This is a genomic window from bacterium SCSIO 12827 (assembly GCA_024397995.1).
In the GTDB taxonomy this organism is placed as follows: domain Bacteria; phylum Pseudomonadota; class Alphaproteobacteria; order Rhodospirillales; family Casp-alpha2; genus UBA1479.
The window spans coordinates 3,160,001-3,174,772 of record CP073746.1 but is presented as its reverse complement, the minus strand read 5'-3'; the positions used below and the strand labels follow the sequence as shown (position 1 = coordinate 3,174,772).

Annotated in this window: 14 protein-coding genes (1 of these 14 running past the window's edge); 10 read left to right on the top strand and 4 right to left on the bottom strand. The window is 64.5% G+C overall.

The features are described 5' to 3' along the window. The first annotated feature begins 69 nt into the window (after positions 1–69). The 6 genes from ispG to KFF05_14795 all read left to right on the top strand — a co-directional run bounded on the left by ispG (position 70) and on the right by KFF05_14795 (position 6,923). Positions 70–1,368 carry a flavodoxin-dependent (E)-4-hydroxy-3-methylbut-2-enyl-diphosphate synthase gene (gene ispG, locus KFF05_14820; GenBank protein ID UTW51171.1) on the top strand — a complete coding sequence of 433 codons (1,299 nt, stop codon included), beginning with the start codon at positions 70–72 and terminating at the stop codon, positions 1,366–1,368. A gap of 14 nt (positions 1,369–1,382) precedes the next feature. Then, positions 1,383–2,627: a histidine--tRNA ligase gene (locus KFF05_14815; GenBank protein ID UTW51170.1), complete on the top strand. Its 1,245-nt coding sequence runs from the start codon at positions 1,383–1,385 to the stop codon at positions 2,625–2,627. 12 nt (positions 2,628–2,639) lie between these two features. Beyond that, the gene (locus KFF05_14810; GenBank protein ID UTW51169.1) at positions 2,640–3,944 is read left to right on the top strand and encodes a glutamyl-tRNA reductase; all 1,305 of its coding nucleotides are present in this window, start codon (positions 2,640–2,642) and stop codon (positions 3,942–3,944) included. Continuing rightward, a complete protein-coding gene (gene prfA / locus KFF05_14805) occupies positions 3,945–5,015 on the top strand; it encodes a peptide chain release factor 1 (protein UTW51168.1) in 1,071 nt (356 codons plus the stop codon). It begins immediately after the preceding gene. 86 nt (positions 5,016–5,101) lie between these two features. Then, on the top strand, positions 5,102–5,902 hold the full coding sequence (gene prmC, locus KFF05_14800) for a peptide chain release factor N(5)-glutamine methyltransferase (GenBank protein UTW53737.1): 801 nt from the start codon (positions 5,102–5,104) through the stop codon (positions 5,900–5,902). 340 nt (positions 5,903–6,242) lie between these two features. Then, positions 6,243–6,923 (top strand): DUF4167 domain-containing protein, encoded by a 681-nt coding sequence (locus KFF05_14795; protein UTW51167.1) that lies wholly within the window; start codon positions 6,243–6,245, stop codon positions 6,921–6,923. Positions 6,924–6,970: 47 nt separating this feature from the next. Here the strand turns inward: KFF05_14795 and KFF05_14790 are convergent, their stop codons facing one another. After that, positions 6,971–7,735: an MOSC domain-containing protein gene (locus tag KFF05_14790; GenBank protein UTW51166.1), complete on the bottom strand. Its 765-nt coding sequence runs from the start codon at positions 7,733–7,735 to the stop codon at positions 6,971–6,973. A 239-nt stretch (positions 7,736–7,974) separates the two neighbouring features. On the opposite strand from KFF05_14790, the gene clpB reads away from it, so the two are divergent. The 4 genes from clpB (at position 7,975) to KFF05_14770 (ending at position 12,610) form a co-directional block, all read left to right on the top strand. Beyond that, complete coding sequence (clpB, locus tag KFF05_14785) at positions 7,975–10,569, top strand: ATP-dependent chaperone ClpB (protein UTW51165.1); 2,595 nt, start codon at positions 7,975–7,977, stop codon at positions 10,567–10,569. Then, positions 10,569–11,315, top strand: coding sequence for a class I SAM-dependent methyltransferase (locus KFF05_14780; GenBank protein UTW51164.1), 747 nt, complete (start codon positions 10,569–10,571; stop codon positions 11,313–11,315). Before clpB ends, KFF05_14780 begins: the two co-directional genes overlap by 1 nt. 78 nt (positions 11,316–11,393) lie before the next feature. Then, complete coding sequence (locus KFF05_14775; protein UTW51163.1) at positions 11,394–12,230, top strand: hypothetical protein; 837 nt, start codon at positions 11,394–11,396, stop codon at positions 12,228–12,230. Next, positions 12,230–12,610, top strand: coding sequence for a flagellar protein FlaF (locus KFF05_14770; GenBank protein UTW51162.1), 381 nt, complete (start codon positions 12,230–12,232; stop codon positions 12,608–12,610). The genes KFF05_14775 and KFF05_14770 overlap by 1 nt, the downstream gene beginning before the upstream one ends. 8 nt (positions 12,611–12,618) lie before the next feature. On the opposite strand, the gene KFF05_14765 is transcribed toward KFF05_14770, so the two are convergent. The 3 genes in view from KFF05_14765 to KFF05_14755 are tightly spaced (at most 41 nt apart) and all read right to left on the bottom strand, a layout consistent with a single transcriptional unit that may run on beyond the window. Further along, complete coding sequence (locus KFF05_14765; GenBank protein ID UTW51161.1) at positions 12,619–12,930, bottom strand: antibiotic biosynthesis monooxygenase; 312 nt, start codon at positions 12,928–12,930, stop codon at positions 12,619–12,621. A gap of 26 nt (positions 12,931–12,956) precedes the next feature. Further along, positions 12,957–13,742: an alpha/beta fold hydrolase gene (locus KFF05_14760; protein ID UTW51160.1), complete on the bottom strand. Its 786-nt coding sequence runs from the start codon at positions 13,740–13,742 to the stop codon at positions 12,957–12,959. Between the two features lie 41 nt (positions 13,743–13,783). Continuing rightward, positions 13,784–14,772 carry the 3' portion of a peptidoglycan DD-metalloendopeptidase family protein gene (locus KFF05_14755; protein ID UTW53736.1) on the bottom strand. It continues 82 nt past the right edge of the window, so the window shows 989 of its 1,071 coding nt (coding positions 83–1,071); its start codon lies beyond the right edge, outside the window; it ends in the stop codon at positions 13,784–13,786.

Below are 14,772 nucleotides of genomic sequence, written 5' to 3'. Positions count from 1 at the left end.
TTCTCGCTTGTGCGCCGCCGCGGCCGGGCCCATGTAGGTTGCCGTTGAGCGTTTAAAGGATCCACTTTCATGTCTCAGGAAGCCGCGCTTCCCACCGACCGCGCGTTCGCCTTTGGTCCCAAGGCGCGTCGGGTGAGCGTCCCCGTCAAAATCGGCAAGGTCGCCATGGGCGGCCTCAACCCCATCGTCGTGCAGTCCATGACCAACACGGACACCGCCGACATCGACGGCACGGTCGAGCAGGTCCATGCCCTGGCCCAGGCGGGGTCGGAAATCGTTCGCGTCACCGTCGATACGGAACGCGCCGCCGCCGCGATCCCGCATATCAAGGAAAAGCTGCTGGCGCGCGGCGTCGATACGCCCATCGTCGGCGACTTCCACTACATCGGCCACAAGCTGCTGGACAGCCATCCGGCCTGTGCCGAGGCCCTGGACAAGTATCGTATCAATCCCGGCAACGTGGGCTTCAAGGAAAAGCGCGATACGCAGTTCTCCAAGATGGTCGAAAAAGCCATCGAGTACGGCAAGCCCGTGCGCATCGGCGTCAACTGGGGGTCGCTCGACCAGGACCTGGTGGTCCGCCTGATGGACGAGAACGCCAAGTCGGCCAATCCCATGACAGCCGCGGAAGTGACGCAGGAAGCCCTGGTTCAGTCGGCGATCTCCAACGCGCTGCGAGCCGAAGATTTGGGTCTTTCGCGCGACCGCATCGTGCTCAGCTGTAAGGTCTCCGAGGTTCAGAGCCTGATCAAGGTCTACCGCGAACTGGCCAACCGGGGTGATTGGGCCCTGCACCTGGGCCTGACCGAAGCCGGCATGGGCTCGAAGGGCATTGTCGCCTCGACCGCCGCCATGGCTGTGCTGCTGCAGGAAGGCATCGGCGACACCATCCGTGTGTCGCTGACGCCGTCGCCCGGTGGCGACCGCACCAAGGAAGTCATCGTCGCCCAGGAAATGCTGCAGACCATGGGCCTGCGCGCCTTCACACCCCTGGTCACGGCCTGCCCCGGTTGCGGGCGCACGACCTCGACCTTCTTCCAGGAACTGGCCGACACCGTGCAGGGCTACGTGCGCGGCATGATGCCGACCTGGCGCGAACAGTACGATGGGGCGGAAAACCTGTCGCTTGCCGTCATGGGCTGCATCGTCAACGGCCCCGGTGAAAGCAAGCATGCCGATATCGGCATATCGCTCCCCGGCACCGGCGAGGCACCGACGGCGCCTGTGTTCGTCGACGGGGAAAAGGTCGCGACCCTGCGCGGTGCGGCCATTGCCGAGGACTTCAAGAAAATCGTCGACGACTATGTCGCCCGCAAGTACCCGCGCAAGACTGGTGCCGCTCCTTCCGGCGCCGATGCGGCGGAATAGCGGGACCGGCGGCGATGGCAGATTTGCAACCCGTTCGCGGGACCCACGACATCCTGGCCGACGACTTCCGTCTGCACCGTCACATTTGTGATCGGGCGGCGGCCCTGGCCGCGCGTCATGGGTTCCAGGAAATGACCCCGCCGATCTTCGAATTCACGGAAGTGTTCTCGCGCACGTTGGGTGAGACATCCGACGTGGTGACGAAGGAGATGTACACCTTCGACGACCGGGGGGGGGATTCCATCACCCTTCGTCCTGAATTCACCGCCGGCATCGCCCGCGCCTTCATGTCGAACGGCCTGGCCCAGGAAGCGCCCCTGAAGTTCTTTGCCCGGGGTCCCGTATTCCGCCATGAACGCCCGCAAAAGGGCCGCCTGCGCCAGTTCCACCAGATCGACGTGGAAATTTTGGGCGTGCCGGGGGCACAGGCGGACATCGAAGTCATCGCGTTGGCCGCCCATATCCTGGACGACCTCGGCGTGGCCAAGGACGTGCGGCTGGAACTCAACACCCTGGGCGATCCGGAAAGCCGGCAGGCCTATCGCGGCGTGCTGCTCGACTACTTGGCCAAGTACCGCAACGATCTGTCCGAAGACAGCCGCACGCGGATGGACAAGAACCCGCTGCGCATCTTCGATTCAAAGGATAAGGGCGATCAGGACATCATGTCCTCGGCGCCGTTGCTGCAGGACCACCTGAACGACACCTCGCGCGCGTTCTTCGACGAGGTGCTGGCCGGACTTGACGCCCTGGGTATCGCCTATGAGGTTCAGCCCCGATTGGTTCGCGGGCTCGATTATTATTCCCACACCGCCTTCGAATTCGTCACCGGCACCTTGGGCGCCCAAGGCACCGTTCTGGCCGGTGGCCGCTATGACGGCTTGATGGAACAGATGGGCGGGCGGCCGACGCCGGGGATCGGCTGGGCCGCCGGGGTCGAACGCCTGTCCATGATGCTCGGCACGGCGCCGGCGGGCGAACGCCCCATCGTGGTCATCCCCATGGGCGACGAGGCAATGGCCCCGGCCATGAAGGCCGCTCACGATCTGCGCCGGGCTGGCCATACGGTCGATATGGGATATTCCGGCAACCTGAAGAAACGTCTGGCGCGGGCCAACAAGGCGAACGCCAAGGCCGTGTTGATCCTGGGCTCCGACGAACTGGCGCGGGGTGTTGCGACCCTGCGCAACATGGAAACCGGCACCCAGGCCGAAGTCAAACTCTCCGACATCGTTGAAACCCTGAAGCTTCACTTCTAGCGAGGCAGCCCCATGCCCGAAGACCGCGCGCATTCCGCCCGGCCCTTCGTGGCCGGGGTCAATCACCGGACCAGCTCCCTCGGCCTGCGCGACCAGATGTTCATCGAGGACGAGGCGGTGCCCGGCGTGCTTGCCCGCCTGCGCGACGCCGGCGTGGCGGAGGCGGTGCTGCTGTCGACCTGCGACCGGGTCGAGGTGGTGGGCGCCGACCCCGATCCGGATGCGGCGGCGGACAGGGTGCTCGGCGTTCTGGCGGCGGAAACCCAGGTGCCGTTGGCCGATCTCAGGGCCCAGGCTCATATCGCCGTTGACGAGGCGGCGGTTCTGCATCTGTTCAATATCGCGGCTTCGCTTGCCAGTCTGGTGATCGGCGAGCCCCAGGTCCTGGGGCAGGTCAAGGCCGCCCACCGGATGGCCAAGGAGGCGGGTCTGCCCACGGGCGTGCTCGAGGCGCTGTTGCAGGCGGCTTACAGCGCGGCCAAGCGGGTGCGCACGGAAACCGGTGTCGGCGAAGGGCCCGTGTCCATCGCCGCCGTCGCGACCATGCTGGTTCAGGATCTGCATGGCGACCTGGAGGACGTGTCGGCACTGCTGGTCGGCGCCGGCGACATGGGTGAGATGGTGGCCGAGGACATGATCGGCGAGGGCCTTACCAACCTGACTGTAATCCATCCCCGCGAACGCCGGGCCAAACGCACGGCGCGGGTGCTGAACTGCAACCATGATCAGTTCGAAAATCTGGCCGATCTGGTGCCCAAGACAGACGTCCTCATCGCGGCCTTGGGCGGCGGCGGGCGGATCGTCGAGAAAAGCCTGGTGGCGGCGGCGCTCAAGGCGCGGCGGCGGCGGCCTATCCTGGTGGTCGATACGGCGGTGCCCGGCGATGTCGACCCGGCGGTCCATGATCTGGACGACGCCTATGTCTATGACTTCGGTGATCTGGAACGCATCGCCATGGAAGGACTGGTCGGCCGTGGCGCCGAGGCCCAGGCGGCCCAGCGTATCGTCGACGAGGAAGTGCGGGCGTTTCTCAACGGTCGCCGGGAACGGGATGCGGGGCCGCTGGTCACCGGCCTGCGCCAGTATTTCGAGGATCATCGCGCCCAGGCCCTGGCGGAAGCCGGCGGGGACGCAGAGAAAGCGACCCATTTGCTGGTTGCGCGCCTGTTGCATGGGCCGTCGACGCGGCTGCGCCGGGCGGCGGCCGAGGCCGATTTGGACCTGGCGGCGGCGGAACGCCTGATCGCCCATTTGTTTCAGCCCGATCCCCCCGATGCCGATGGCGGCACGGGCGGCGGCGGCAAGGAGAACGGTTAAGTGAGCCTGAACGAGAGCCTGGACCGGGTGTTGACCCGCTACAAGGAACTGGAATCCCTGATGTCCGAAGGCGGCGCCGGCGGCGACAAGATCGCCAAGCTGGGCAAGGAATATTCCGACCTGGGCCCGGTGGTCGAGGCGGTCAAGACCTACCGCAAGGCCCAGGCCGACGCCCAGGGCATGGCCGACCTGCTGGCCGATCCGGCGACCGACCGCGACATGCGCGAACTGGCCGAGGAAGAATTCCAGGAACTGAAGGAAACCCTGCCGGAGTTGGAGCGTCAGGTGCAGCTGATGCTGCTGCCGAAGGACGAGGCCGACGAGAAGAACGCGATCCTCGAAGTGCGCGCCGGCACCGGCGGCGACGAAGCGGCTCTGTTCGCCGCCGACCTGTTCCGCATGTATCAGCGTTATGCGGAAACCCATCGCTGGCGGTTCGAAGTCATGAGCGTCAACGAAACGGGCATCGGCGGCTATAAGGAAGCCATCGCCACGATCTCGGGCACGGACGTGTTTGCCAGGCTCAAGTTCGAATCGGGCGTGCATCGGGTGCAGCGAATTCCGGTTACGGAATCGGGGGGACGCATCCATACCTCGGCGGCGACCGTCGCGGTCATGCCCGAGGCCGAGGAGGTCGACATCGACATCGACGAAAAGGAACTGCGCATCGACGTGTTCCGCGCCTCGGGCCCCGGCGGTCAGTCGGTCAACACCACCGATTCCGCCGTGCGCATCACGCACCTGCCGACAGGGCTGGTGGTCATTCAGCAGGATGAAAAATCCCAGCACAAGAACCGGGCCAAGGCCATGAAGGTGCTGCGTTCGCGGCTGTACGAACGTGAACGCCAGATCCGTGACGACGCCCGCGCCGCCCAGCGCAAGGGCCAGGTCGGGTCCGGCGACCGATCGGAGCGCATCCGCACCTATAACTTCCCCCAAGGCCGCGTCACCGACCAGCGCATCAACCTGACCCTGCACAAGCTGGACCGGGTGATGGACGGCGACCTGGACGAGCTGATGGACGCGCTGATCAGCGAAGACCAGGCGAGCCGCCTGGCCGAGATCGCGTGACGCAGCGGCCAAGCCGCTTTGCCCCGGGCACTCTGGGTCATGCCGTGGACCAGGGGGCGGCTGATCTGGCCGCGGCGGGGATCGACATGGCCCGCCTGGATGCCCGCCTTCTGACGGCCCATGTCCTGGGCCGGGACGCGTCTTTCGTTCTGACTCATCCGGAAACGGAATTAAGCGCCGCGCAGCAGGATGCGGCCCAGAGCCTGATTGCCCGCCGCGCCGCACATGAGCCCGTGTCGCGCATTCTGGGGGAACGTGAATTCTGGTCCCTGACCTTTCGGGTCACCGAGGCGACCCTGACGCCGCGTCCGGAAACGGAAACCCTGGTCGAAGACGCGCTGGCCCGAATCCGCGCCATGGGTCGGGAAGGGGAGGCGCTCCGCATTCTCGATCTCGGTACCGGTACGGGCTGCCTGTTGCTTGCGGTGCTGTCGGAACTGCCACGGGCCGAGGGGCTCGGCATCGACATCAGCCCGGATGCCGTCGCCGTGGCGACGGACAACGCACAGCACCTGGGCCTGGAGGGGCGGGCGTGCTTCCAGGCCGGGGACTGGACGTCCGGCCTTTCGGGGCCGTTCGACGTGATCCTGTCCAACCCGCCCTATATCGCCGAGACCGACCGCGAGACACTGCCGCCTGAGGTTCTGGGCTTCGACCCCCATGGGGCCTTGTTCGCGGGATCCGAGGGGCTTGATGCTTATGCCGCGATCGCGCCCCAGGCCGCAAAAATTCTAGCCCCAGGGGGAATCGTTATCCTCGAACTGGGCCAGGGACAGGAAGCGGCGGTGGCTGAAATCTTTCGCCGTGCCGGACTGATCCCCGATGGGACACGTGCCGATCTGGCAGGAATCCCCCGGTCATTCGCTGCCATCACGGATGGTGGATGAACCCGCAAAAAAATGCTGGAAATGCGGGGGAACCGGTCTAGGGTGCCCGTGGTGGCTGTGAGGCCACTTGGGCGGATCGTCTTGTGTGACGCGTCATCGACATCCGAAAATCACATGAAATTCGGAACCAGGTCGCGGCACCGGACAGGCCCCCCGGGATTTCCCTGAGCAAAGTGACGTGCGTCTCCGTTGGGTAACGAGGCGGTCGTTCTTTGAACAGCCGATGCGGCGGGCAGGCGCGATTTGTCTGTCACCGTGGCGGGTGGGGCTGGTCCTTAATTTGGCCGGCCGACATGGGAAGCGTACCCAGCAGCCCGCTAACAGCAGTGTTGCAAGGAAAATGAACAAGAACTCCAATAACAGACGGTCGCGCGGCCGCGGTGGCAATAAGCGTCACGGCAACGTTCGTAATCAAACCTTCGAAAGCAACGGCCCCGGCGTCAAAGTCCGCGGCTCGGCCCAGCAGGTTCTCGATAAATATCTGCTCCTGGCGCGGGATGCTTCCTCCGCCGGTGACCGGATCATGGCTGAATCCTACTTTCAGTTCGCGGAGCACTATTTCCGCCTGCTGAACACGGATGAACAGCGCAACGCCGATCGCAACGGTCAGAACCGGGGACGTCCCGACGGCGGTGCCCGTCAGACTCCCGGTGGTGCCGAAGGCGGGCCCGAAGACAACATGGGCGGCGATTACGACGACGATATGGATAACGACGGCGATCAGGACGACGCCGACGCAGAGGTCATCCACACCAACCGGCCGCAGGCGAATGACGGTGATAACCGTGACGAGCGTGATAGCCGCGACAATGGTCGAAACGGTTCCGGCAACAAAGCCGAAGCCGCGGATGAGGCAGACGCGCCGGCGGCGAAACCCGCCCGGGCACCCCGCGGACGCCGCCGCAAGGCACCGGAGCCTCAGCAGGAAAGCCAGCAGGCCGAATTGCCCATGGCCGCCAAGCCTGATGCGCAGCCCGAGGTCGAACCCGAACAGCCCGTGGCTACAGACGCCGCTGATTGACTGCCTGAATTCCTCAAGCGCGATCCCTGATCGCGCCGCCTTAAAGATCAACGAGGCGAGAGGAACTCACCGACGGCGACCGGCCCGGGTTTCGTAACCCGGACGAACACGCCCATGTCAGTATGGCCGAATCCGGTCTGCAGGAATTTGACAATGTTCAGGTCGCGCTCTGCCGTGGCTGGATTGACGCTGGTCGCTCCGCAGCGGCCGATGCGCTCGATCACGTCCGCCTCGGCGTCGCCGATGGCGACCGGTCTGCCCAGCCAACCGAACTCGACCCAGGGGTCGAGCCCGTCGATATAAAAATTGGCGCGAAAGCGCAAAGGATCGACCGGTGCCTGGACGACCCGTTCCAGGTCGCGGATCGACGCCAGATTGATCACCGAAATCAGCGGTGTCGACTGATCGGTCAGACGTTCACCCGGATTGGCTTCAACCAGGCGCGGCCGGCCTTTGGCTTCATCCTTCATATAGGCGGCGAAGAAATCCTCGATCATGGTGCGGCCGATGCGGTCGGTGATGTTGCCGCGCGCGACTTGGCGGCCCTGACGCTTGATGGTCAAAACACCCGTATCGTCATCGAAGGATGTTTCCAGGGTCGCCAGCTTTTCGTTCTTCACCAGTTCCAGAAAATTGCGCTTGGGCATCCATTCCAGATGATGACCGCCGCTGACCGGGGTCGAGCCCAAGGCCATGGCGAACCGTCGGTCGCCCGGCAGATACCCGTCAACCGCAAGTTCGGTCGCGTCGAGCGCTTCGGGCGTCAGGCCCTTCACCGGATAGCGGTAGATATGTTTGATTTCAGCATTCATGGGAGGGCAAGGCTCGCCCTTTCATCGCCCGCCGTCAACGCCTGAAATATTAATCCGTTCTGCGATTGCATGGGCGACGCCATAACCCTATTTCAGTTGCGGGAATAGGCGGTCTATTGCCCTGCACATTGCCGCCGCAAACGCCTATGTTTGCATGGGGTGTGCACTAACCCTTGAGAGGGGCGGCCGGTTCGCCGATTATCGGGAACGCACCGCTCTGTCGCCAAAGGACGGGACAGATGGAATTTGAGAAATTTACCGAACGCGCGCGCGGTTTCATTCAAAGCGCGCAGTCGCTTGCCATACGTGAAACCCACCAGCAATTCACGCCGCTGCATCTTCTCAAGGTGTTGCTCGACGACAAGGAAGGCCTTGCGGCCTCGCTGATCGAAACCGCGGGCGGCAACGCCCAGCGTGCCCTTCGCCTGACCGAGGGCGAGTTGAAGCGCCTGCCCAAGGTCGAAAGCGACACGGTGCAGATCTACCTGGCGTCGGAAACGGCCAAGCTGTTCGACCAGGCGCAGGAGATCGCCGACAAGGCCGGCGACAGCTTCGTCACGGTCGAGATGCTGCTGCTCGCCATGGTCATGGCCCAGGGCACCAAGGCGGCCGACATCCTGAAGGAAGCGGGCATCAAGCCGCAGGACCTGAACACGGCGATCAAGGAATTCCGCAAGGGCCGCGCCGCCAACTCGGCCAATGCCGAGGATGCCTATGACGCGCTCAAGAAATATGCCCGCGACCTGACCCAGGCGGCCATGGACGGCAAGCTCGACCCGGTGATCGGCCGCGACGAGGAAATTCGCCGCGCCATCCAGGTGCTGTCGCGCCGGACCAAGAACAACCCGGTGCTGATCGGCGAACCCGGCGTGGGCAAGACCGCCATCGTCGAAGGCTTGGCGCTGCGCATCGTCAACGGCGACGTGCCGGAAAACTTGAAACAGAAACGCCTGATGGTTCTCGACCTGGGCGCTTTGGTCGCTGGGGCCAAGTTCCGGGGCGAGTTCGAAGAGCGCCTGAAGGCGGTCCTGGCCGAGGTCACGGCGGCGGCCGGACAGATCATCCTGTTCATCGACGAAATGCACACCCTGATCGGCGCCGGTAAGGCCGAAGGTTCCATGGATGCCTCCAACCTTCTGAAACCGGCCCTGGCACGGGGTGAATTGCACTGTGTCGGCGCCACGACCCTGGATGAATACCGCAAGCATGTGGAAAAGGACGCGGCGCTGGCGCGCCGGTTCCAGCCGGTGTTCGTGGGCGAGCCGACAGTCGAAGACACGGTCTCCATCCTGCGCGGGATCAAGGAAAAGTACGAACTGCACCACGGCGTGAAGATCCACGACAGCGCCCTGGTCGCGGCGGCGACGCTTTCCAACCGCTATATCACCGACCGCTTCCTGCCGGACAAGGCCATCGACCTGATGGACGAAGCCGGTTCGCGCGTGCGCATGGCCGTCGATTCTAAACCCGAGGAACTGGACGAACTCGATCGCCGGGTCATCCAGTTGAAGATCGAGCGCGAGGCCTTGAAGAAGGAAACCGACAAGGCGTCCAAGGATCGGCTCGGCAAGCTTGAGATCGAGTTGAAGGACCTGGAAGAAAAATCCGCCGCCATGACCGGCGAGTGGGAAAAGGGCAAGGCCTCGCTCGCCGATACGACCAAGCTGAAGGAAGAGTTGGAAAAGGCCCATTTGGCCCAGCAGCAGGCGCTGCGCGCCGGTGATTACGAAAAGGCCGGCGAACTGCAGTATGACCTGATCCCCCGGCTTGAGGACAAGCTGAAGAAGGCGGAGGAAGCCGACGGCTCCGTCGTCGTCGAGGAGGCGGTGACGGAAGAACATATCGCCCAGGTCGTCAGCCGCTGGACCGGCATTCCCGTCGACAAGATGCTTCAGGGCGAACGCGACAAGCTGTTGCAGATGGAGGCCAACCTTGGCCGTCGCGTGGTCGGCCAGTCCGAGGCCGTGACCGCCGTGGCCAATGCCGTGCGCCGGTCGCGCGCGGGCCTGCAGGACGCCAACCGACCCATGGGCTCGTTCCTGTTCCTGGGGCCGACGGGCGTGGGCAAGACGGAACTGACCAAGGCCCTCGCCGAATTCCTGTTCGACGACGAGACGGCGATGGCGCGCATCGACATGTCCGAATACATGGAAAAGCATTCGGTCTCGCGCCTGATCGGTGCCCCTCCGGGCTATGTCGGTTATGACGAGGGCGGGGCCCTGACCGAGGCCGTGCGCCGCCGGCCCTACCAGGTCGTGCTGTTCGACGAAATCGAAAAGGCCCATCCGGATGTGTTCAACGTGCTGTTGCAGGTTCTCGACGACGGTCGTCTGACCGATGGCCAAGGCCGCACGGTCGATTTCCGCAACACGCTGATCATCATGACCTCCAACCTGGGCGGTGAGATCCTCGCCGGGCAGGAAGACGGCCACGATACGGCAGAAGTGCGTGGCCCGGTCATGGAGATCGTGCGTCAGGCCTTTCGTCCGGAATTCCTCAACCGCCTGGACGAGATCATTCTGTTCCACCGCCTGTTCCCCGAACACATGGGCGGAATCGTGGACATTCAGCTGCAGCGCCTGCGCAAGCTGTTGGTTGATCGCCACATCGCGCTGGAGCTCGACGGGGCGGCAAAGGATTGGCTTGCTGAAAAAGGCTATGATCCGGTCTATGGTGCCCGCCCGCTCAAGCGGGTGATCCAGAAGGATTTGCAGAATCCCCTGGCGTCTATGATTCTGGAAGGATCCGTCGAGGACGGCTCCAAGATCGCGGTCTCTGCCGAGGGCGGCAAACTGACCATCAACGGCAAGGCAGTGGAGGCGGAAGCAGCCTAATGAACATGACACCTGCATCGGCCCCGCATTGCCCTGTTTGTGACGGGGCCGAGCAGGTGTTCGAAATGGCTGCCCGCGGCCACGACCTTTACCGTTGTGGCGGCTGCGCGACGATCTATGTGCATGGTCTGCCGTCCAATGCGGAGGTGGCCGCCGGGTACGACGATTCTTACGACGGCGCGACCACCGGTTACTTCGCCAAGGTCGATAAGAAAATGCGCCGCTCGCGCGGGCGCATCCGCCAACTCAAGAAGCTTGTGCCGACGGGCGGGCGGTTCCTCGACGTCGGCTGCAACGGCGGCTTCGTGGTCGAGGCCGCGCGCGAGGCGGGCCTCGATGCCTGGGGGCTGGAGGTCGACGGCGTCTCCCTCGCTTATGCGCGCGAACATTATCCCAAGAACAACTATTTTCTGGGCCTGGTCGAGGATTTCCAACCGGATCAGGGGTTCGACCTGATCTACACCTCCGAGGTCATCGAGCATGTTTCTGATGTGCGGCCCTTCATGGCGGCGATCGCCCGACTGTTGAATCCGGGTGGCGTGGTTTATGTGACGACGCCGGACATCAGCCATTGGCGGCGACCCCGCGACCTGGATACGTGGGACGGTTTCAACCCGCCTGTCCATTGTGTCTATTTCAACCCGGCCAGCATGCGGTTGTTGCTGGAAAGCATGGGACTTGAAATCGTGAAGAAGCTGCCGGCCTTCAAACCGGGCATGAAGTTCATCGCGCGAAAGCCCCGTTAACGCTTAGAACCGTGTGACTTCCATCACTGTATCGATTCCGGAATGATATTAGGCTGATCCCATGAAAGGATCGGCTTGATGGCTGACGTGACTCTCAGCAAAGGCGTTCGGGCAAACCTGCTGCAATTGCAGCGGACCGAGGCCCTGCGTCTGCAGGTCGCCGATAGCTTGGCCACGGGGCGGCGGGTCAATCGCGTCGCCGACGATCCCCAGGATTTCTATGCCGGCCGCGCGGCGGCCGGCCGGGTCGGCGATTTGTTCGATCTCAAGTCCGGCATCAATCAGGCGCTGTCGTCGGCCGAGACCGCGTCGGTCGGCCTGCATGCGGTCGAGGATCTGACACGCCAACTGCGTGGCATCGCCACGGCCGTGCGCGGTGGTACGGCGGAACAGCGACAGGCGGCGGCGGAACAGTTCGACCAGATCAGGTCGCAGCTCAGCAGTCTCGCAGGTGATGCGTCTTACGCCGGGGTCAACCTGATCAATGATCCGGCGGACGGTCAGACGACGCGGGTCGGCGATCTGTCCGGCGCCGAGATCACGGTCGAGGGCGGGGCGTCCTCATCGGATGCGCTCGGCATCGGCACGGCCGCCGGGGACTATAACGGCTTCGCCACGGATGCGGACATCGACGCGGCCCTGGCCGATCTTTCCGGTGCAACCCGGCAGGTGCGATCGACGACGCAGCGCGTCGGCGCCGACATCACGGCGCTGACGACGCGCGGGCAATTCACCCAGGATCTTTCCAATACCCTGCAGGCGGCCGAGGACAAGTTGACCGGCGCCGACCTGAACGAAGACGCCGCGCGCCAGGTCGCATTGCAGCTTCAGGACCGTTTCGCGACCGCGGGCCTGCGCTTCACCGTGCGCACGGAAAGTCTGGTCGCCGATCTTTTGAATACGGGAAGGCCGTGATGGCGATGATCCGGCAACATACCGCCGCCTCGCGCGCCTATGGCCGGGCACACCATTCGGTCATTTCCGGTCGCCCGGCCGAAGCAGAAGCTTTCGCCCGGGCCGCCGCCGTACTGCGCGATGCCGCCGAACACCCCCATGATCGAGCCGTCCTGGTCCGGGCCCTCGGCTACAATCAGAAACTCTGGACGATCGTGCAGGCCGAAGCCTCGGATTCGAGCCACCCAGCACCTGCGGATATGCGGGATGACATGCTGTCCCTTGCCCAGTTCATGGACCGCGCCACGGCGGCGGCACTCTCGGCGGCGCATCCGAACGTGGACGGCATGATCGCGATCAACGCCAGCCTGTCGTCAGGCCTGTTCGGCCGCCCCGTCTAGGTTCCGCGTCAGACCCGGTCGGCGAGGGTGTAATCCCGCTCCACCTTGGCGACCCTGATCCGAAAATCCTTGAAGATCCCGGCCTTGCCCGCATCCTGCGCCGCCTGATGGCCCAGATGGCCGCGCCATTCGGCGATCGCCGCCTCATCGCGCCAGAACGACAAGGACACGTAGCGCTCCTGGTCGGCCAGACTCTGGAATCGTTCGATGGAGATAAAGCCGTCGATCTTTTCCAGATCGGGCCGCAATTCGGCGGCCAGGTCGAAATACTCCTGGGCGTGGGCCGGATTGGGGGTGACTTCGAAAATCACGGCATACATGACTGCCTCCTCCGGCATCCCTGGCGTTAGGTGCCAAGGAAGCCTTTGACGTGGTTCAGGAACAGCTCGGGCGCTTCCGCATGGGCCCAATGGCCGACACCGGGCAGGACCTCGACGCGGGCGGCGGGGAACAGGCGGTTGATCTCTCCGTGGTGGTGCGGGTCGATGTAATCGGACGCCCCGCCGGCCAGGAACAGGGCCGGGCCCCGGTAACTGTGGCCGTGGGGCGGCGTCTCGAAATCCAGTAGGTCTTCCATGGCGGCGCTCAGGGCGTCCAGGTTGACCCGCCAGGTGAAGCCGTCGGCGCCGCTTTCCAGGTTCTGCAACAGGAAGGCGCGGATGCCGGGGTTCTTTTCTACGGGCGCCAGTTGGGCGTCCGCGTCCTTGCGCGAGGTGATTCTGGAAAGGTCAATGGCGCGCAGTGCCTCGACGTAATGGATGAAAGTGCCGGGCGGGGGGGCAGGCGCGATATCGACCACGGTCAGGCTGCCGACCAGTTCGGGATGGGACAGCGCCAGGGTCATGGCCGCCTTGCCGCCCATGGAATGGCCGATCACATCGGCGGCACCCAAGCCTTTGGAGCGGATGAAATGGGCGACGTCGGCGGCCAGGGCCGGGTAGTTCATGGCCGGGTCCCACGGGCTTTCCCCGTGATTGCGCAGGTCCAGGCAGAGCACCCGGCGGGTGCCGGCAAGCGCCTTGGCGATGGCCCCCCAATTGCGCTTGGAGCCGAACAGGCCGTGCAGGATCACCAGCGGTTTGCCGGCGCCGCTGTCCGTGAAGGCGAGAGAGAGAGGGCTTGGGTCCACCATGAAGGGCTCCGCCTGATCCTTGGGCGCGGCACCCGTTGGGATTATCGGGCGGCCGCCATGTCGCGTTGTCTGTCGGCCTTCTGGTTATCGTCCAGGCGGGCGAACTGCAAGTCCATCTGGTCCTTGGCGGCCAGGAAGCGCGCCAATTCCTTGCCCGTCAGCTTGCGCCCCGACGGCATACGCACGCTGAGCGGATTGACCTGTCCGCCGTCGACCAGGATCTCGTAATGCAGGTGCGGGCCGGTGGAGCGGCCGGTGGTGCCGACATAGCCGATGACCTCGCCCTGGCGCACGCGCTTGCCCCGGCTCATGCCGCGGGCGAAACCCTTCATATGGGCATAGGCGGTGTGATAGCGCCCGTTGTGGCGGATGTTGATGTAATTTCCGTAGCCGCCCTTGCGTCCGGCGAAAGTGACGACGCCGTCCCCGGCGGCATAGATGGGCGTGCCCTGAGGGGCGGCGAAATCAACGCCCCGGTGCATTTTATTATAGCCGAGAACCGGATGACGGCGCTTCCCGAAGCCGGACGACAGGCGGGCCCCGTCGATGGGGGTGCGCATCAACGCCTTGCGCGCACCCTGGCCTTTGTCGTCGAAATAATCGACGTCGCCCGCGGCGGTGACGAAGCGGTAGAGCGCCCGGCGGTCGCCGGACAGGGTCAGGGCCGCGAAATGCACGGTGCCGGCATGAACCAGACGGCCCTCCTCGTCGCGGACTTCCTCGTAGGTGACCTCGAAGGCGTCGCCCTCGCGGATGTCGCGTTGGAAATCGACGTCCCAGGAATAAATCCGGATTAGTTCCGCCAGTACGTTGGCCGGCAGACCTTGGCCTTCACCTGCTAGATAAAGGGAACTGGTGATGGGGGCGGCGACGCGGGCGAGGGAGCGCTTGACCTTCTTGGCTTCCTTGACGGCGGTGAAACTGTCGTCCGCGTGGCGCTTGACCACGATCTCGTGGCGGAAGTCCGGCTCGAACCCGAAGCCCAGGAAGGTGCCGGGTTTGGTGCCCGTGCGCGGGCCGTCGGGCCCGC